The organism is Nonomuraea glycinis, assembly GCF_014646515.1.
GTDB classification, from domain to species: Bacteria; Actinomycetota; Actinomycetes; order Streptosporangiales; family Streptosporangiaceae; genus Nonomuraea; species Nonomuraea glycinis.
On record NZ_BMNK01000020.1, the window covers coordinates 151,064 to 168,116 of the forward strand.

General features: G+C 71.2%; 20 protein-coding genes. 13 read left to right on the top strand and 7 right to left on the bottom strand.

What is annotated here, in order from left to right; all coding sequences use genetic code 11:
- Window positions 1–11: 11 nt before the first annotated feature.
- The gene (locus IEY87_RS39180) at window positions 12–173 is read left to right on the top strand and encodes a hypothetical protein (RefSeq protein ID WP_189143912.1); all 162 of its coding nucleotides are present in this window, start codon (window positions 12–14) and stop codon (window positions 171–173) included.
- A 38-nt stretch (window positions 174–211) separates the two neighbouring features.
- Here IEY87_RS39180 and IEY87_RS39185 read toward each other — a convergent pair whose 3' ends face one another.
- Window positions 212–448, bottom strand: coding sequence for a type II toxin-antitoxin system death-on-curing family toxin (locus IEY87_RS39185; RefSeq protein ID WP_225278112.1), 237 nt, complete (start codon window positions 446–448; stop codon window positions 212–214).
- A 78-nt stretch (window positions 449–526) separates the two neighbouring features.
- Here IEY87_RS39185 and IEY87_RS39190 point away from each other — a divergent pair, with 78 nt between their 5' ends.
- Window positions 527–1,054 (top strand): SseB family protein, encoded by a 528-nt coding sequence (locus IEY87_RS39190; protein WP_189143913.1) that lies wholly within the window; start codon window positions 527–529, stop codon window positions 1,052–1,054.
- On the opposite strand, the gene IEY87_RS39195 is transcribed toward IEY87_RS39190, so the two are convergent.
- The gene (locus IEY87_RS39195) at window positions 1,023–1,346 is read right to left on the bottom strand and encodes a hypothetical protein (protein ID WP_189143914.1); all 324 of its coding nucleotides are present in this window, start codon (window positions 1,344–1,346) and stop codon (window positions 1,023–1,025) included. The two genes, IEY87_RS39190 and IEY87_RS39195, sit on opposite strands and share 32 nt — an antisense overlap.
- 14 nt (window positions 1,347–1,360) lie before the next feature.
- On the opposite strand from IEY87_RS39195, the gene IEY87_RS39200 reads away from it, so the two are divergent.
- From IEY87_RS39200 to IEY87_RS39220, 5 genes are all read left to right on the top strand, one after another.
- Window positions 1,361–1,996 (top strand): prepilin peptidase, encoded by a 636-nt coding sequence (locus tag IEY87_RS39200; RefSeq protein ID WP_189143915.1) that lies wholly within the window; start codon window positions 1,361–1,363, stop codon window positions 1,994–1,996.
- 44 nt (window positions 1,997–2,040) lie between these two features.
- Window positions 2,041–3,222: a chorismate synthase gene (gene aroC / locus IEY87_RS39205; protein ID WP_189143916.1), complete on the top strand. Its 1,182-nt coding sequence runs from the start codon at window positions 2,041–2,043 to the stop codon at window positions 3,220–3,222.
- Entirely contained in the window at window positions 3,219–3,731 is a 513-nt protein-coding gene (locus IEY87_RS39210; RefSeq protein ID WP_189143917.1) for a shikimate kinase, read from the top strand. The genes aroC and IEY87_RS39210 overlap by 4 nt, the downstream gene beginning before the upstream one ends.
- On the top strand, window positions 3,728–4,804 hold the full coding sequence (gene aroB, locus IEY87_RS39215) for a 3-dehydroquinate synthase (RefSeq protein WP_189143918.1): 1,077 nt from the start codon (window positions 3,728–3,730) through the stop codon (window positions 4,802–4,804). The genes IEY87_RS39210 and aroB overlap by 4 nt, the downstream gene beginning before the upstream one ends.
- 132 nt (window positions 4,805–4,936) lie before the next feature.
- The gene (locus IEY87_RS39220; RefSeq protein WP_189143919.1) at window positions 4,937–5,695 is read left to right on the top strand and encodes an SGNH/GDSL hydrolase family protein; all 759 of its coding nucleotides are present in this window, start codon (window positions 4,937–4,939) and stop codon (window positions 5,693–5,695) included.
- Between the two features lie 70 nt (window positions 5,696–5,765).
- Here the strand turns inward: IEY87_RS39220 and IEY87_RS39225 are convergent, their stop codons facing one another.
- Complete coding sequence (locus IEY87_RS39225) at window positions 5,766–7,757, bottom strand: ATP-dependent DNA helicase (RefSeq protein WP_189143920.1); 1,992 nt, start codon at window positions 7,755–7,757, stop codon at window positions 5,766–5,768.
- Between the two features lie 227 nt (window positions 7,758–7,984).
- On the opposite strand from IEY87_RS39225, the gene IEY87_RS39230 reads away from it, so the two are divergent.
- Entirely contained in the window at window positions 7,985–9,310 is a 1,326-nt protein-coding gene (locus IEY87_RS39230; RefSeq protein ID WP_189143921.1) for a hypothetical protein, read from the top strand.
- Window positions 9,311–9,320: 10 nt separating this feature from the next.
- Here the strand turns inward: IEY87_RS39230 and IEY87_RS39235 are convergent, their stop codons facing one another.
- Window positions 9,321–9,578, bottom strand: a complete 258-nt coding sequence (locus IEY87_RS39235) for a UBP-type zinc finger domain-containing protein (RefSeq protein WP_189143922.1) — start codon at window positions 9,576–9,578, stop codon at window positions 9,321–9,323.
- Between the two features lie 100 nt (window positions 9,579–9,678).
- Between IEY87_RS39235 and IEY87_RS39240 the strand changes: the two genes are divergently transcribed.
- On the top strand, window positions 9,679–10,068 hold the full coding sequence (locus tag IEY87_RS39240; RefSeq protein WP_189143923.1) for a DUF8711 family protein: 390 nt from the start codon (window positions 9,679–9,681) through the stop codon (window positions 10,066–10,068).
- A 5-nt stretch (window positions 10,069–10,073) separates the two neighbouring features.
- Here IEY87_RS39240 and tnpB read toward each other — a convergent pair whose 3' ends face one another.
- Window positions 10,074–11,477, bottom strand: a complete 1,404-nt coding sequence (gene tnpB / locus IEY87_RS39245; protein ID WP_189143924.1) for an IS607 family element RNA-guided endonuclease TnpB — start codon at window positions 11,475–11,477, stop codon at window positions 10,074–10,076.
- 307 nt (window positions 11,478–11,784) lie between these two features.
- Here tnpB and IEY87_RS39250 point away from each other — a divergent pair, with 307 nt between their 5' ends.
- The 4 genes from IEY87_RS39250 to IEY87_RS39265 all read left to right on the top strand — a co-directional run bounded on the left by IEY87_RS39250 (window position 11,785) and on the right by IEY87_RS39265 (window position 13,407).
- Entirely contained in the window at window positions 11,785–12,111 is a 327-nt protein-coding gene (locus IEY87_RS39250; protein ID WP_189143925.1) for a YidH family protein, read from the top strand.
- A 2-nt stretch (window positions 12,112–12,113) separates the two neighbouring features.
- Complete coding sequence (locus IEY87_RS39255; RefSeq protein ID WP_189143926.1) at window positions 12,114–12,443, top strand: DUF202 domain-containing protein; 330 nt, start codon at window positions 12,114–12,116, stop codon at window positions 12,441–12,443.
- 120 nt (window positions 12,444–12,563) lie between these two features.
- Complete coding sequence (locus IEY87_RS39260) at window positions 12,564–12,875, top strand: hypothetical protein (RefSeq protein WP_189143927.1); 312 nt, start codon at window positions 12,564–12,566, stop codon at window positions 12,873–12,875.
- 112 nt (window positions 12,876–12,987) lie between these two features.
- Window positions 12,988–13,407 carry a hypothetical protein gene (locus IEY87_RS39265; RefSeq protein ID WP_189143928.1) on the top strand — a complete coding sequence of 140 codons (420 nt, stop codon included), beginning with the start codon at window positions 12,988–12,990 and terminating at the stop codon, window positions 13,405–13,407.
- Between the two features lies 1 nt (window position 13,408).
- Here the strand turns inward: IEY87_RS39265 and IEY87_RS39270 are convergent, their stop codons facing one another.
- Both IEY87_RS39270 and IEY87_RS39275 read right to left on the bottom strand, forming a co-directional pair.
- Complete coding sequence (locus IEY87_RS39270) at window positions 13,409–15,253, bottom strand: ABC transporter ATP-binding protein (protein WP_189143929.1); 1,845 nt, start codon at window positions 15,251–15,253, stop codon at window positions 13,409–13,411.
- Entirely contained in the window at window positions 15,250–17,031 is a 1,782-nt protein-coding gene (locus tag IEY87_RS39275) for an ABC transporter ATP-binding protein (protein WP_189143930.1), read from the bottom strand. Before IEY87_RS39275 ends, IEY87_RS39270 begins: the two co-directional genes overlap by 4 nt.
- Window positions 17,032–17,053 lie beyond the last annotated feature (22 nt).

A 17,053-nucleotide genomic window follows, 5' to 3' on the forward strand; every position in this document is an offset into this window, starting at 1 on the left:
GATCGCGCGTGATGAGCACACCCGACGAGAACGTGCCCGAGAGCGACACCGAGCCCCTGCTGGAGGCCACCGGGGACGACCAGGAGCCCGTCGAGGAGCCCAGGACACCGGGCCGCGTGGCGATGGAGGCGGCGCTCAAGGCCTCGGGCAAGGCCCTCAGCGACCTCACCTAACGGACGTTCCTTCACGGAACACGCGCCTGTTTCGGGGATCAAGGCCCTGTTGTGAGGCTCCGCAGCATGTCGGCGATCTCGCGGACCTCCGTCAGTTTGCCGGATGCGACAGCGACGACCAGGTCATACGCCGCGTCATCGTCGACCGGATCGAGATCCAGGCCGCTCTTGGCGCAGAAGACGTACAAGGTGAGCCAGCCCGCGCGCTTGTTGCCGTCGACGAAGGGATGATTGGCCACGATGGAGTGCAGCAGAGCGGCGTGATACCAGGTCACCAACCTTGCCGTACGTGACTGACCGTTTACGTCGGGCTGGTGCGGGGGGCGAGGTAGGACGCCGGTAGTCTCGGCGCTGTGCCGAGCATTCCTCAGCCTCTTGATCCCACCGACGACGGCGGCGCCGCCCCGGCCGTGACCGCGGCGCTGACCGCCTACCAGGACGGCACCGCCGGACCCGACGTGGTGCTCGGCGCGCTCGGCGGCGCCCGCCTGCTGGTGCCCGTCGTCGCCCTGCTGACCGAGTCCGAGGTGGGCGAGCACGGGCTGCGGCAGGAGAAGGAGAGCGAGATGGCGCTGCCCAAGCTCGTCGGTCAGGACGGCAGGCAGGCCGTGCTCGCCTTCACCGGCACCGAGGCGCTGACCCGATGGCGCGCCGACGCCCGGCCCATCCAGGCGACCACTCTGCAGGTGTGTCAGGCGGCCGTCAGCGAGCGGGCGGCGGCCGTGGTGGTGGACGTGGCGGGGCCGGTGCCGTTCGTGATCGAGGGCGACGTGCTGCGGGCGCTGGCCGCGGTCGAGTCAGGCACCGTCGACCGGCTCTCCGGCGTCACCGTCGCCCGGGTGGAGCCGGTCAGGAAGCGGCGCTGGTTCGCCAGACGCTGACCGCCACCGCCCGCTTGCCGAGCGCCTTCTCCATCGCCTGGCTCAGCTCCGGTAGGGTCCGGATCAGGATCTCCGACTCGCCGATCACCTTGCGCTTGGTCGAGGTGGGCGCGGGCCTCGCGGTGGCCTCCAGATAGCGCAGATAGAGCCCCCGCCGGTAGAGGAGCAGTAGGTAGGAGCCGGTCAGCACGGTGAAGACGCTGAGCCCGACCATGGTCAGGCCGAGCAGCCCACCAGGGACGCTCGACCGCCACGGCGATGGCGCAACATTAGCGCCGCACGTAATGCGCACGTAAAGTCTGCCTCGTGCTCGCACTGCTGGCGGTCCTCGGACTCCTGGCCGGCCGCTACGTCAGGACCCTGGCCGGCGCGTTCACGGCCGACCCCGCCGACACGCGCGCCGAGGCCCGCGCCGCGTTCACGAGCCTCCTGCGTACGCCGCCCGTCCCGGCCTGGCCGCCCGGCTACGAGCTGGCCACGGCCGCCGTCCTCGTGCTGGTCGCCTGGCGGTCGGGCCTGCCGTACGTGTACATCGCGCTGGCCGGCGTCGCCCTGGCCGCGATCGACTGGCGCACCCACCGGCTGCCCGACGTCATCACGCTGCCGTCGTACCCGATCCTCGCGCTGACCCTCGCCCCCACCGGCGAGCTGCCCAGGGCACTGCTCGGCGGGCTGGCGCTAACGGCGCTGTACGGCGTGCTGTGGCTGGTCAGGCCCGCCGACCTGGGGCTGGGCGACGTCAAGCTGGCCGGGCTCATCGGCATGGCGGGCGCCGCGCTGAGCTGGCAGGCGTGGACCGTGGCCGCGCTCGGCGGCCAGTTCCTCGGCGCCCTCTACGCGGTCGCGCTGCTGGTCACCGGGCGGGGCACCCGGCAGACGCAGTTCCCGTTCGGGCCCTTCATGCTGCTCGGCGCGTTCACCGCGCTCTGTCTCGGCAGGTGAACAGCCGGACATCCCACTGGGCCGCACATGGAAGACTTGTAGGCATGTTGCGCTGGTTGACCGCTGGAGAGTCCCATGGCCCCGAGCTCGTTGCCATCCTCGAAGGGCTGCCCGCCGGGGTCGAGGTGACGACGGCCGCCATCGACGAGGCGCTGCGCCGCCGCCGCCTCGGTTACGGCCGTGGCGCCCGCATGAAATTCGAGCAGGATCAGGTGACGATCTCCGGTGGTGTCCGGCACGGCCGCACCATGGGCAGCCCCGTCGCCGTCCGGGTCGGCAACACCGAGTGGCCCAAGTGGGAGAAGGTCATGGCGGCCGACCCGGTGGACCCGGCGGAGCTCGAAGGGCTGGCCCGTAACGCGCCGCGCTCCCGCCCCCGGCCCGGCCACGCCGACCTCGCCGGGATGCAGAAATACGGCTTCGACGACGCCCGCCAGGTGCTCGACCGGGCCAGCGCCCGCGAGACCGCCGCCCGGGTCGCGCTCGGCGAGGTCGCCAGGCGCTTCCTCAAGCAGGCGCTGGGCGTCGACATCGTCAGCCACGTCACCGCCATCGGCGGCGCGCGCAGCCCCGCCGAAGGGCTCCCCGGCCCCGGCGACCTGGCCGGCATCGACGCCGACCCGGTCCGGTGCGCGGACCCCGACGGCAGCGCCGCCATGGTCGAGGTGATCGACCAGGCGCACAAGGACGGCGACACGCTCGGCGGCGTCGTCGAGGTGCTCGCCTTCGGCCTGCCGCCCGGCCTGGGCAGCTACACGCACTGGGACCGCCGCCTGGACTCCCGCCTGGCCGGCGCGCTGATGAGCATCCAGGCGATCAAGGGCGTGGCGCTCGGCGACGGGTTCGAGACCGCGCACCGGCCCGGCTCCCGCGCCCACGACGAGATCGAGTACACCACCGAGGACGGGGTCCGGCGCGTCACCAACCGCGCGGGCGGCGTCGAAGGCGGCATGACCAACGGCGAGATCCTGCGAGTCAGCGCCGCGATGAAGCCCATCTCCACGGTGCCCAGGGCGCTCGCCACGATCGACGTCAAGACCGGCGAGGCGGCCAAGGCCCACCACGAGCGCTCCGACGTGTGCGCCGTCCCCGCGGCGGGCATCGTCGCCGAGGCGATGGTCGCCTTGGTGCTGGCCGACGCGGCGCTGGAGAAGTTCGGCGGCGACTCCGTCGAGGAAGTCGCCCGCAACCTGTCCGGCTACCTCTCATCCATGGTGATCAAATGACCGTCACAACGCCCACGGCCGTGCTGATCGGCCCGCCCGGCTCCGGCAAGTCCACCCTCGGCCGGCTGCTCGCCGAGCGGCTCGGCGTACGTTTCCGCGACACCGACGCCGACGTGGAGGCCGTCGCGGGCAAGCCCGTGGGCGACATCTTCATCGAGGACGGCGAGGACCGCTTCCGCGAGCTGGAGCTGGCGGCCGTGCGGCAGGCGCTGCGCGAGCACGACGGCATCCTGTCGCTCGGCGGCGGCGCCGTGCTGAGCGAGGAGACCCAGGCCCTGCTCGACGGCCACACCGTCGTCTACCTCCAGGTGGGCCTGGCCGACGCGGTCGCCAGGGTCGGCCTCGGCGCCGCCAGGCCGCTGCTCGTGCTCAACCCGCGCAGCCAGCTGAAGAAGCTGATGGAGCAGCGGCGGCCCATCTACGAGCGGCTGGCCGTCCTGACGGTCGCGACCGACAAGCGGGAGCCGGCCGAGCTCGCCGACGAGATCATCAAGGGGCTGGGCAGATGACCGCGACCAGGATCACCGTGCGTGGCGACAGCCCCTACGAGGTCGTGATCGGCACCGGCGTGCTCAGTGAGTTGCCCGGCCTGTTCAAGCCGGGCGTGCGCACGGTCGCCGTGATCCACCCGGCGAGCCTGCCGGAGCTCTCCCGCCCCGTCTGCGCCGCCCTGTCCGAGGCCGGCTACGACGTGGTGCCGCTGCCGGTGCCCGATGGCGAGCAGGCCAAGACCGTCGAGGTGGCCGCGCAGCTCTGGTCCGCGCTCGGCCGCTACGGCGTCACCCGGTCCGACGCCGTCGTCGGCGTCGGCGGCGGAGCGACCACCGACCTGGCCGGGTTCGTCGCCGCCACCTGGCTGCGCGGCGTACAGGTCGTGCTCGCCCCCACCACGCTGCTCGCCATGGTCGACGCGGCCGTCGGCGGCAAGAACGGCATCGACACCCCCGAGGGCAAGAACCTCGTCGGCACCTTCCTGCCCCCCGCCGGCGTGCTGTGCGACCTGGCGACGCTGACCGGCATGCCGCGCGCCGACTACGTCGCCGGGCTCGCCGAGGTCATCAAGGGCGGCTTCATCGCCGACCCGACGATCCTCATGCTCGTCGAGGACGACCCCGAGGCCGCCTGCACGCCCGAAGGGCCGCACACCCGGGAGCTCGTCGAGCGCAAGATCCAGATCAAGGCCGACGTCGTCGGCGCCGACCTGCGCGAGGCGGGTCTGCGCGAGATCCTCAACTACGGCCACACCCTCGCGCACGCCATCGAGCGGGCCGAGAACTACCAGATGCGCCACGGCGAGGCCGTCGCCATCGGCATGGTCTACGCGGCCGAGCTGTCCAGGCTCGACGGCCGGATCGGGGTCGATCTCGTCGAGCGCACCCGCGCCATCCTCACCTCGGTCGGCCTGCCCACCTCCTACCCCCTCGCCGCCTGGCCGCAGCTGCGCGACCACATGCGGCTGGACAAGAAGGTCCGCGGCGCCAAGCAGCGCTTCGTCGTCCTGGACGGCCTGGCCAAGGTCGGCCGGCTGGAAGGCCCGTCGGAAGAGCTCCTCGACGCCGCCTACCGGGCCATCGCGGGATGAGCCGGGCGGCCACCGGCCGCCGGAGGAGAACACGCCAAGACTTGACGCGTGTCGCCGGGTGGCGGCACGGGTTACCCACTACAGTCGTGGCCCACGCCGCAGCACCCGGAAAGCGGAGATGAACAGCAGGTCATGAGGCATTACGGCTCCTTCGTGGCTCTCGGTGACAGTTTCACCGAAGGGCTCAACGACCCCGGCATCGACGGCCACTACCGCGGCTGGGCCGACCGGGTCGCGGAACGGCTCGCGGTGGACGACTCGTCGTTCCGCTACGCCAACCTCGCGGTGCGCGGCAAGCTGCTCGACCAGATCGTCGCCGAGCAGGTCCCGCTCGCCGTCCAGATGGCTCCCGACCTGGTCAGCCTCTGCGCCGGCGGCAACGACCTGCTGCGCCCCGGCAGTGACCCCGACGTGATGGCCAAGAAGCTCACCGCCGCCGTCCGCGAGCTCCGCTCCAGCGGCGCCGACGTGCTGCTCTTCACCGGCGTCGACCCGCGCGACATGCCGTTGATGCGCCGCCTGCGCGGCCGCTTCGCCATCTTCTACCTGCATGTACGATCCATCGCCGACCTCTACGGATGCCGGCTGGTGGATCAGTGGTCGATGCAGGGGCTGCGCGACTGGCGAGCCTGGAGCGAGGACCGCCTGCACATGAACGCCGACGGCCACCGCCTGGTGGCGGCCAGGGTCCTCGACGTCCTGGGCGTGCCCTTCGACGACTGGCACAAGGTGTGGCCGGACCGAGCCGTCGACCCGCGCGTCAGGCGCCGCGAGGACACCCAGTGGATGCGCGAGTATCTGGTGCCCTGGATGAGCCGCCGCCTGCGCGGCATCTCCTCAGGCGACGGCCTCGCCCCCAAACGCCCCGAACTCTCCCACTGGGAGACCTGACCTCCCACCACGGGAACGCTCAGGACACGGGAACGCTCAGGACACGGGAACGCTCAGGACACGGGAACGCTCAGGACTCCGTGGACAGGCGGGTCAGCGCGGCGCGGGCCACGGCCGGGTCGGTGGTGCGCCAGAACGGCGGCAGCGAGCCCAGCAGGAAGCCGCTGTAGCGGGCGGTGGCCAGCCGGGGGTCCAGGACGGCGATGACGCCCTTGTCCTGCTGGGAGCGCAGGAGACGTCCGGTGCCCTGGGCGAGCAGCAGGGCGGCGTGGGTGGCGGCCACGGTCATGAACCCGTTGCCGCCCTTGGCCGCCACGTGCCGCTGCCGAGCCGAGGTGAGCGGGTCGTCGGGCCGGGGGAAGGGCACCCGGTCGATGATGACCAGGCGCAGCGAGGGGCCGGGGACGTCCACGCCCTGCCAGAGGGACAGGGTGCCGAACAGGCAGGTCTCCTCGTCCTCGGCGAACTGCTTGACCAGCAGCATGGTGGAGTCGTCGCCCTGGCAGAGCAGGGGCACCTTGAGGCGGTCGCGCAGGGCCTCGGTGGCCGCCTTGGCGGCCCGCATGGAGGAGAACAGGCCCAGGGTGCGCCCGCCAGCGGCCTCGATCAGCTCGGTGATCTCGTCGAGGTAGGCCTGCGGGAGGCCGTCCCGGCCGGGCTGGGGGAGGTGTTTGGCGACGTAGAGGATGCCGGCGCGGGGGTGGTCGAAGGGGGAGCCGACGTCCATGCCCTGCCAGCCCTTGTCGCCGAGGCCCCACTGGCGCGCCATGCCGTCGAACGTGCCGCCGAGCGCCAGCGTGGCCGAGGTGAGGACCACGGTGCGGTCGCCGAAGAGCTTGTCGCGCAGCATGCCGCCCACGTTGAGCGGCGCGACGCGGAGCATGGGCGGGCGCCGGTCGGTGGCGCCGTCGAGCCAGACGACCTCGGACCTGTCGGTCTCGGAGGCGTGCCCGTAGGCCTCCAGCATGCGCACCGCGGTGTCGTGCACCTCGTCCAGGGCGGTGAACGCCGCCTTGCGCTGGCCCGCCTTGTCGGGATCGTCCTTGTCGCCGCCGCGCGGCCCGAGCGCGGTCAGGCAGCGGGCGGCGCTGTCGCGCACCAGCGCGAGCGTCAGGCCGAGCACCTCCGGCAGCTCGTCCACGCGGCCGGGCGGGGCCGCGGACAGCAGCGCCTTGAGGTCCTCGCCCGCCTCCTGGAGCTGGTCGGCGACCGGCTGGTCGATCAGGCGGCCGACGCGGCGCACGGCCAGGGAGACGGAGGTCTCCGACAGCTCGCCGGTCACCACCGAGGTCACCCGGTCGACGAGCTCGTGCGCCTCGTCGACGACCACGAACTCGTGCTCGGGCAGGACGGGCATGTCCCCCATGGCGTCGATGGCCAGCAGCGCGTGGTTGGTGACGACCACGTCGACCTCGCCGGCACGCGCCCTGGCCAGCTCGGCGAAGCACTCGGCGCCGCTGGGGCAGCGGCCGGCGCCCAGGCACTCCTGGGCGCTCACCGAGAACTGCCGCCAGGCCTGCTCGCTGACGCCGGGCACCAGCTCGTCGCGGTCGCCGGTCTCGGTCTCGTCGGCCCACTCCTGGATGCGCTGGACCATCCGGCCGGTCGCGCCGACCTCGCGCGGGTCGAAGAGCTGGTCCTGCTCGTCCTCCTCGGGCCAGCCCGCGGTGGCCTTGTAGCGGCACAGGTAGTTGCGGCGGCCCTTGAGGATGGCGAAGGTCGGCTCGTGCGGCAGCTCCTTGGCGAGCGCCTCCGCCAGCCGGGGCAGGTCGCGGTCGACGAGCTGGCGTTGCAGCGCGATCGTGGCCGTCGACACCACGACGGGGGTGTCGGTGTCCATGGCGTGCCGGATGGACGGCACCAGGTAAGCCAGCGACTTGCCGGTGCCCGTGCCCGCCTGGACGGCCAGGTGCTCGGCGTCGTCGATGGCTTGCTGCACGGCCTTCACCATCGTGATCTGGCCCTGCCGCTCGCTGCCTCCGAGAGCGTCGACGGCGATGCTGAGCAGTGCATCCGCGGTCGGGAGATGGGAGTCCGGCACGGCAGTAAACGCTACCCGCATTCCGGGGTGGCCGCGCCGAACGCCGAGTGATCGGCCGAACGCATCCCGACGTTCCCGGGCACCCTCGCCGCCTCGCATGGCACACTGGGCGATCGGAACTCCAACCGGTCGACCAGTCGCGCTGATGGGGCCACAGGGGTCACCGATGGGGAGGGGAAGTCCGGTTAGGTAGGGTTTTCCGGGGTTGAGTGGACGGATAAAGGCTGGTTGAAGCAATAATGTCTGCCATGTCGGAAGTTGTCCCGTTGCCGTCGTTCGGCGAAGTGTTCTTCGATGCCCGAGGCCAGGAGCGGTGCCTCCGGGTCACCTGGCATGAGGGCACCCTGGTCCTCAGCCTGTGGCGGGGAGAGATGTGCACCGCGAGCTTCCGCATGCCGATGAATGATGTCGGCCGGTTGCTCGACACCCTCGACGAGGGGTTCACCGAGGCCTCCGGTGACCAGCCCGCCATGCCCGACCAGGAGGCCGGCACCGAGGTGATCCCCGGCACCGGCCAGTATCAGCGCCCGCCGAACCCGGTGCAGCCGCCGCCGCAGGACGAGCGGCCCACCGCCGCGCTCGCGCCCAACGACGTGCTGGTGGCCCGGGGCACCCCCACGCCGCCCCACCAGGACAAGCTGGTGGCCTCCTACAGTGAGACGACCCCGCCCAGGGGCACGGCCATCCCGCAGCGCCAGCCCTTCACCGGTCCTCAGTACGCCGACCAGGGCGGTGCCGACGGCTTCGGCGCCCCGCAGCCGTTCGCCGACCCGAGCCCCGATCCCTTCTCCGGGCCGCAGTACACCGACAGCGGCTACAGCGACCCGCTCTCCGGGCCGCAGTACGTCCAGCAGCCGCCCCCCGCCGAGCCCTTCACCGGCCCTCAGTACGTCGAGGAGCGCCAGACGGGCACGGGCGGGCCCGTCTACCAGATGCCGGATGACAGGCGGCGCCAGGCGCCTCTGACGACCGACCCGCTCGGTTTCCCCTCCCAGGCCGCCGAGCCCTACCACTCCGGCGAGACCTACGCCGCCCCCCGGCCGGAGCCGTTCCCGTCCAGGCAGCCCGACCCGTACAGCGCGCAGGACCCTTACGGCGGTCAGGACTCCTACAGCGGTCAGGACGCGTACGGCGGCCAGGACTCCTACGGCGGCCAGGACTCCTACGGCGGTCAGGGCCACTACCGGCAGCAGCCGCCCCCGCAGAGTCAGCCCCCGCAGAGTCAGCCCCTGCAGAGCCCGCCGCCCGCCGGTCCGGCCGCGACGCCCGGTCTCGGCACCCCGATGCACGGCATCCCGGGCGCGGGCCGGCGTCAGGACCCGTTCCTCGGCAGCCCGGAGGCCACGTACGGGCAGAGTCCGTCCTACGGCCAGGACCACTACGGCCAGGCGGACGGCCGGACCCCGCCCAACCCGGTGGACCCGCTGCTGGCGCTGGGCCAGCAGCCCGACCCCTACCGGGGCCCCGACGCGGACCTGAACCACCCCTACGTGGGCGACCCGATGTTCTCCACCGGCGAGCGGCTCCGCCCCGACCAGCAGTACGACGACCGGGGCGACCGCCGCGAGTGGTGATGCCCGCGTGTCAGCCCATCGCGCTGTCGACGAAGCACCACCGCCAGGCCTCGTTGGGCTCGAACGACTGCACCACCGGATGCCCCGTGGCGCGGTAGTGCCCGGTCGCGTGCTTGGCGGGCGAGGAGTCGCAGCACCCGATGTGACCGCACTCCAGGCAGCGCCGCAGGTGCACCCACCGGCCACCGGCGGCCAGGCACTCCTCACACCCCTCCGGAGTCCGCGCCGCAGGGTCGTCCGCCTGGGAAAGATGCTCACACATAGCCATGGCATCGATCCTAGAACGCCCGCCGGGCCGGGTTCGGCAGGCCCATGTTCCACGCGGTTTCAGCGCCTCGGGGCGCTTGAGCGTTGGGTAGGGTCGGGTCATGCGTTGCCTTCATACCCGGTTCGCGTCCCTTGCCGCCCTCTCCGCGTTCGTGCTCGTCACCGGATGCTCCGAGGTCAACTCCACCATCGACAAGGCTCAGGCCTGCCTGGAGGCACCGAAGATCGTCGCTGAGCTGACGGGCCAGCTCGCCAGCCTGGCCAACGACCCACAGGCCATGGAGAAGGCGCTCGACGACACGGCCGCCAAGCTCAACGACGTCGCCGACCAGGCCGCCAACACCACGATCAAGCAGGCCTCCGACGACCTGGCCGCCACCCTGTCCGGCATCAACGTGCAGAGCGTCAACGACGTGGTCGACGCCACCCAGAAGGTGGGCACGGACACGGCCGCCTACGTGGAGAAGGTCGCCCAGGCCTGCACAGGTTAATCCGTTCACTGAGTTTCGAGGGTTCTCAGTGATTCGCCCGGTGCGGGCGAAGGTCCTCCTCTGATCCGGGCAGTGGGTGCCCGGTGCGGGGTTGACGTTTCACGGCCACCTGCCCCGCCAGGCGGGGTCTTACGGTCGGCTCCACGTCCGTTTATGGTCTCCGGGCCACTCCCGGCGACCGTACGCTCCACCAGCGAGGCGAGGTTGCGCGCGGCGTTCTCGTCACGGTCCATCGACAGACCGCACCCCTCACACACGTAGGTACGCACCCGCAGCGGCAGTTTGGCTTTCACCGCACCGCAGGATGAACACGTCTTGGAGGAGGGGAACCAGCGGCTCGCCACCACCAACCGGCCGCCGTGCCAGCCGGTCTTGTAGGCGAGCTGGCGGCGGATCTCACCGAAGCCCGCGTCGGAGACGGCGCGGGCCAGCCGCCGGTTGCGGACCATCCCCGCCACGTGCAGGTCCTCCACCACGATGGTGCCGTACGTCCGGGCCAGGCTCGTAGTCAACTTGTGGATGCCGTCACGGCGCAACGCCGCCACCCGATACTCCACCCGGTTGCGAGCAGCGTTCGCCCGCAACCACCGCTGCGACGGCCGCTGGCTGGTGCGCCGGTCCGGGCCGCGTTTGCGGGAAACCGCCCGCGACAGACGGCGCAGCTTACGCGCGGCCGTTGTCAGATGGCGGGGGTTGGCGACCGGGGGGCATCCGTCAGAGAAGACCGCCAGCGTCTTGACGCCGAGGTCCACCCCGATCACCGCGTCCGGCCGGGCAGGTGCGGCCACCGCTCGTTCGGTGTGCACGGTGAAGCTGACGTGCCAGCGGCCCTCCTGCCACCGCACCGTCGCCGAGGCGATCCGCGCCCCGCCCCCGGCGAGCAGGCGGGCGAGTTTGCCGACCGGTTCGCAGGTTTTGATCCGGCCCAGCACCGGCAGGATCACGTGGGTGTGGCCGTCCAGCCGGATCGTGCCGGTGGTGAACCGCACCGACCGGGCGGCGCGGCGTTTGGTCTTGAACCGGGGAAACCCTATATTCGGGCCTTTGCGCGTGCCCTGCTTGGAGTCGCGCCAGTTCGCGAGGGCGTCGGCCAGGCGGGCCAGCCCGCACGCGTAGGCCTCCTTGGAGTTGTCCGCCCACCACGGGGCGATCTCGTCTTTGATCTGGTTCCAGCGTTTGCGCAGGCTGTACATCGACCAGGACAGGGCCGGGGTGAGCTGGTCGTCGGGGATGCCGTAGGAGCGTTCGGCCTCCCGCTGCGCCAGATTCGCCTTCACCTGCGCCAGGCCCCAGTTGAACGCCACCCGCACCGCCCCGCAATGCGACACCAGCGCGGCGACCTGGCGCGCGGTGGGGTCCAACGCGAAACGGTATGCCTGCACGACCCGCACGACGATCTCCTCCCCCACATTCGAGAGTTTGCGCGAATGACTCTACCAGCATGACCGTACGTTGAGTAATTCTTTGCATGCTCAACGTGACGGCGAAGGGTGGGGCAGACCGCACCTCCCAGAGGCGGCGCCAAGTCGCAGACCTCTACGGCGCTTCGTCATGCCGTCCACCAGCTCGCAGGCCACTGAGCCGACCCCGATCGCCACGTGACAGACCGCGATCGCGCTAGAGAAACCAGATGAAGACTGACGAACACTGATATGAACCACAGCGGTCATCAACCCCATATCTCTAGGGAGAATGGCTGCGAAATACCGTTCTCTCATGGAGCCCGACCCGCGTTTCACTCTCGCCAACGAACGCACCTTCCTCACCTGGCTGAGCACCTCCCTGGCGCTCAGCGCGGGTGGGGTGGCCATGGCGGCGGTGCCCGCCGACGTGTTCGTCCCCTGGTTGCGCACCACGCTCGCCGTCGTCCTCGTCACGCTCTCCGCGCTGGCCGCGGGCATGGCCTATCCGCGCTGGCGCAGCATCCAGCGCGCGCTGCGCCAGCAGACCTCCCTCCCGCCGCCCGCGCTGGCGCCCATCTTCGGCTTCGGCGTCGCCGCCGTGGCCGTGCTGGCCCTGGTGCTCATCCTGCTGGCGGCCTAGAGATGTCGCAGGAGGTCTGGGACACGGGGCTGCAGAGCGAGCGGACCCGGCTGGCCTGGGTGCGCACCGCGGTGACGCTGGCCACCGGCGGCCTGGGAGGCGCCGGACTGGCGGCGGGCGCCGGCCTGCCCCCGCCGGCCGTCGCCGGCTTCGCGCTGGCCGCCCTGTGCGGCGCGGTCCTGCTGATCAGGACGGGGGCACGGTTCCGCCGTGCGCAGCGCGCCCTGCACGCGGGCACGCCGCTGAACAACGGGCTGGACGCGCTGTTCGCCTGGCTCGGCACGCTCGCGGTGGTCGCGGGCGCGCTCGTCCTCGTCCTGACCGTCCGATGACCGCGGACCTGAGTCGCGCTGGGTTGCGGACCTGAGGAAAACTGGGTTGCGGACCTGAGGAAAGCTGGGTTGCGGACCTGAGGAAAGAGGGCGGACACTCGAAAGTGAGGAGGTGACCTCATGAGACAAGATCACCGGACCCTGCCCTTCGAGTGCCGCAGTTGTATGCACGTCTGGGAAGAGGACTATCTCGTCAGGCTCGTCGACGCCCGTGACGGCACCGAGACCGAGATCTGGCTGCAGGGTGGTGTGCCCGTGCCGCCGCCCTCGTCGAACGTCGTCTGCCCGCGGTGCGGCTGCCAGCAGACGGCCATGTTCCCGGCCGGCTATCTCGCCCGCCATCCCGAGCTGATCCCGGCCGAGTCGCGCCCCGCCGACGACACTCCGCTGCGCAGCCCGGTCCCGGCCCGGAACCGCTGGCTCCCGGCCTGACACTGATAGTGACCTTTTAGTAACTCATGGTCGCACAAGGCCGCCCTTGTAGATATGTGGCACCGCGCGCACACTCGGTGGCGGTGGCGATCCCTGATCCGGGGGTGATCTTGTGCGCGACGAACTCGACACGCATCAGCTCTGGCCGTACGCATGCCTGTGCTGCCGACACGTCTGGGAGGTGCAATACACCGTCCGGCGGCTGAGCGGAACCCGCGGCCGCGAGGGCGAGATCTGGCTGAGCAACGGCGTGGCCGTGCAGCCGCCCTGGTCGGACAGCGTCTGCCCGCGGTGCGGCTGCCAGCAGACGACCTCGTTCCCGCCCGGCTACCTCAGCCGGCACCCGGAGCTGGTGCCCGCGCCTGAGCCGGTGCCCGAGGTGCGGATCCCCGTGATCCCCGCCCAGGCGGGGCGGGTGCCCGCGCCGCGGGCACCGCGGGCCCGGCTGATGCTCGCCCTGGGTCTGCCGCTGGTGGTGGCCGTGGGGTACGAGCTCTACCGGGTGATGGCGGCGGTGGCCTTCCCCCACTGACTCAGCTGAGACTGTCCTGCCAGGCCTGGTGCAGGTCGGCGAAGCGGCCCGAGGCGGTGATCAGATCGCCGGGCGGCCCGTCCTCGACGATCTCGCCCCGCTCCATGACCAGCACCCGGTCGGCGATCTCCACGGTGGACAGCCGGTGCGCGATGATCAGCGCCGTACGGTCCGACAGGATCGTGCGCAGCGCGCGCTGGACCAGCCGCTCGCTGGGCACGTCCAGGCTGGAGGTGGCCTCGTCCAGGATCAGCACCGCGGGGTCGGCCAGGAACGCCCTGGCGAAGGCGACGAGCTGGCGCTGCCCCGCCGAAATCCGGCCGCCGCGCTTGCCCACCTCGGTCCGGTAGCCGTCGGGCAGCACCGAGATGAACTCGTGCGCGCCGATCGCCCTGGCCGCCTCCCGCACCTCCCGTTCGGTGGCGTCCGGCCTGCCGAACGTGATGTTGTCCATGACCGTGCCGCTGAACAGGAAGTTCTCCTGCGTCACCATGACCACGGCGGCGCGCAGCGTCGCCTCGTCCAGGGAGCGCAGGTCGACGCCGTCCAGCAGCACCCGTCCGGCCGTCGGGTCGTAGAAGCGGGTGATGAGCTTGGCCAGTGTCGTCTTGCCGGCCCCGGTGGAGCCGACCAGCGCCACGCTCTGGCCCGCCGGGATCGTCAGGTCCAGGCCCGGCAGGATCGGCATCTCCTCCACATAGGCGAACCTGACGCCCTCGAACCGCACCGTTCCGCGCGGCGCGGGCAGCGGGGTGGGCTCGCGCGGCTCCGGCACCACCGGCTCCTCCTCCAGCACGCCCGACAGCTTCTCCAGGGCCGCGCTGGCGGACTGCAGCGTGTTGTAGAACTGGCTGATCTCCTGCATGGGTTCGTAGAACCCGCGCAGATAGAGCAGGAAGGCGGTCAGGACGCCGACCGTGACCTCGCCGTGGAAGGCCAGCCAGCCGCCGTAGAAGAGCACGCCCGCTACCGTGACGTTGCCGATCAGCTTGATGCCCGGCATGAAGATCGCGATGAGCTTCATGGCCCGGACGTTGGCGTCCCGGTAGTCGTCGTTCAGCTCCTTGAAGATCTCCTGGTTACGCGGCTCCCTGCGGAAGGCCTGCACCGCGCGGATGCCGGTCATCGACTCCACGAAGTGCACGATGACCAGCGCCACCGTCTCTCTGGTGCGCCGGTAGACGATCGCCGACTGCCGCCTGAACCACCGGGTGAACAGCAGCAGCAGCGGCAGCGGGATCAACGCCACCAGCCCGAGGTGGACGTCCAGCACCAGCAGCAGCGCGGCCGTGCCGAACATCGTCAGCACCGCGGTGACCAGGCCGTCGAAGCCGGAGTTCAGCAGCTCGGCGATGGCCTCGATGTCGGAGGTGAGCCGGGAGATGACCCGCCCGGAGGTGTACTTCTCATGGAAGCTCAGCGACAGCCGCTGGAAGTGGTCGAACACCCGCCTGCGCAGCTCCAGCAGGATGTCCTGGCCGATCCGGCCCGACATGGTGAGGAACGCCTGCCGGGTGAGCGCCTGGGTGACGGCCGCGGCGAGGATGACGCCCACCACGGTGAGCAGGGTGCCGGGTCCGGTGCCGCGCAGCATCGGCGGGATGCCCTCGTCGATGCCCACCTTGACCAGGTAGGGGATGGCGAGCCCGGCCGCGTTGGAGACGACGATGACCGCGGTGAGCAGCGCGATGGCCTTGCGGTGCGGGGTGAGCAGGTCGCCGAGCAGCCTGCGGGAGCGTACCCGCAGCAGTCCGCTGACCTTGTCCGACAGCTCGTCCTGATCCTCGGAGGCCACCCCGCGCCACGAGCCGGTCGATGGGGTCGGGGTGGTCGTCGGGGTGGTCAACGCAGGGCTCCTTCCGAGGGGTCGAGGTCGGCGTCCTGCGCCAGCAGCGCACGGTAGGCGGGCACCTCGTTCAGCAGGTCCTGGTGCCGGCCCACGTGCGTGATCGCGCCGTCGGCCAGCAGCGCCACCCGGTCGGCCAGCAGCACGGTGGAGGCGCGGTGCGCGACCACGATGCCGGTCGCCTCCCGCAGCACCTCGCGCAGCGCCTTCTCCACCAGCGCCTCGGTCTCCACGTCGAGCGCCGACAGCGTGTCGTCGAGCACCAGGATCTTGGGTTTGCTGAGTACGGCCCGCGCCAGCGCGAGTCGCTGCCGCTGGCCGCCGGACAGCGACAGGCCCTGTTCGCCGATCCGGGTGTCGAGCCCCCAGGGCAGGTCGTACACGAACATGGCCTGGGCGGTGCGGATCGCGCCGGCCAGCTCCTCCTCGGTGGTGTCCTGGCGGCCGAGGGTGAGGTTCTCGCGCACGCTCATGGAGAACAGCGTCGGCTCCTCGAACGCCGTCGCCACCACCGAGCGCAGCTCCGGCAGCGCCAGGTCGCGCACGTCGTGCCCGTCGATCGTGACCCGGCCGGCCGTGGGGTCGATCAGCCGGGGGACCAGGGCGGTCAGCGTCGTCTTGCCGGCGCCGGTGGCGCCCACCACGGCGACCGTCTCGCCCGGCCGCACCTCCAGCCAGACGTCGTGCAGCACCGGCCGGTCGGCGCCGGGGAAGCGGAACCCGACCCCCTCGAAGCGCAGATGGCCGCGCGGCCGCTCGATCCGGCCGGTGCCGCCGGTGATCGCCGGCACCATGTCCATGACCTCCATCACGCGGTCGGCGGAGGTCATCGCCTCCTGCGCCATGGCCAGGATGTAGCCGAGGCTCGCGATCGGCCAGACGAGCTGGAGCACCAGCGTGGTGAACGCGAACAGCGCGCCCAGCGTGAGCTGCCCCTGCCCGACCGCCAGCGCCCCCACCAGCAGCACCAGCGCGAGCGTGAAGTTCGGGATCACCTCCAGGAATGTGAAGAAGCGGGCCGACAGCCGCACCTTGTCCATGGAGGTGTCGTAGACCTTGACCGCGGCCTTGTCGAAGCTCTCGTACACATGGCGGCGGCGGCCGAAGGCCTTGATGGTCCGGATGCCGATCGCCGACTCCTCGACGAACGTGCCGAGGTCGCCCTGCTCGTCCTGTACCTGGCGGGAGATCTTGATGTAGCGCTTCTCGAACCGCATGGACAGCATCACGATCGGCACCGCCGAGGCCGCCACGAGCAGCCCGAGCGGCCAGTGCTTGCTCAGCAGCAGCGCGGTGACCACGATGAGCTGCAGGATGTTCATGACCAGGAAGAGCATGCCGAAGCCGGTGAACCTGCGGATCGTCGACAGGTCGGTGGTGATCCGCGACAGCATCTGCCCGGACTGCCAGTCGCCGTGGAAGCTCATCGGCAGCCGCTGCAGGTGGGCGTACACATCGTCGCGGATGGCCGTCTCCAGCCCGAGCACGGGCTTGATCTGCGACCAGCGGCGCAGGAAGATCAGCAGCGCTTCGAGCACGCCCAGTCCCAGCGCGATCGAGCCGAGCAGGAGCAGCGCGCCGCCGTCACCGTCACGCACGGGACCGTCGACGACCTGCTCGCCCACGAGGGGCAGGGCGATGCTGGCGCCGATGCCGACCATCGCGGCCAGCCAGATGAGGACCAGCCTGACCACATAAGGGCGGAGATAGGGCCTCAGCCGCCAGAGCGAGTTGTTTTTGAGCAGGGGACGACGAAGAGCACGCGTATCAGGAGGCATCCTTGTAAGGCTAATACGGCCG

Excerpts from the sequence above, each read along its gene's own strand:
- IEY87_RS39180 (WP_189143912.1), top strand. The coding sequence starts at position 12 with ATGAGCACACCCGACGAGAACGTGCCCGAGAGCGACACCGAGCCCCTG.
- aroC (WP_189143916.1), top strand. The coding sequence starts at position 2,041 with ATGTTGCGCTGGTTGACCGCTGGAGAGTCCCATGGCCCCGAGCTCGTT.
- IEY87_RS39210 (WP_189143917.1), top strand. The coding sequence starts at position 3,219 with ATGACCGTCACAACGCCCACGGCCGTGCTGATCGGCCCGCCCGGCTCC.
- aroB (WP_189143918.1), top strand. The coding sequence starts at position 3,728 with ATGACCGCGACCAGGATCACCGTGCGTGGCGACAGCCCCTACGAGGTC.
- IEY87_RS39220 (WP_189143919.1), top strand. The coding sequence starts at position 4,937 with ATGAGGCATTACGGCTCCTTCGTGGCTCTCGGTGACAGTTTCACCGAA.
- IEY87_RS39225 (WP_189143920.1), bottom strand. The coding sequence starts at position 7,757 with ATGCGGGTAGCGTTTACTGCCGTGCCGGACTCCCATCTCCCGACCGCG.
- IEY87_RS39230 (WP_189143921.1), top strand. The coding sequence starts at position 7,985 with ATGTCGGAAGTTGTCCCGTTGCCGTCGTTCGGCGAAGTGTTCTTCGAT.
- IEY87_RS39235 (WP_189143922.1), bottom strand. The coding sequence starts at position 9,578 with ATGGCTATGTGTGAGCATCTTTCCCAGGCGGACGACCCTGCGGCGCGG.
- IEY87_RS39240 (WP_189143923.1), top strand. The coding sequence starts at position 9,679 with ATGCGTTGCCTTCATACCCGGTTCGCGTCCCTTGCCGCCCTCTCCGCG.
- IEY87_RS39250 (WP_189143925.1), top strand. The coding sequence starts at position 11,785 with ATGGAGCCCGACCCGCGTTTCACTCTCGCCAACGAACGCACCTTCCTC.
- IEY87_RS39255 (WP_189143926.1), top strand. The coding sequence starts at position 12,114 with ATGTCGCAGGAGGTCTGGGACACGGGGCTGCAGAGCGAGCGGACCCGG.
- IEY87_RS39260 (WP_189143927.1), top strand. The coding sequence starts at position 12,564 with ATGAGACAAGATCACCGGACCCTGCCCTTCGAGTGCCGCAGTTGTATG.
- IEY87_RS39275 (WP_189143930.1), bottom strand. The coding sequence starts at position 17,031 with ATGCCTCCTGATACGCGTGCTCTTCGTCGTCCCCTGCTCAAAAACAAC.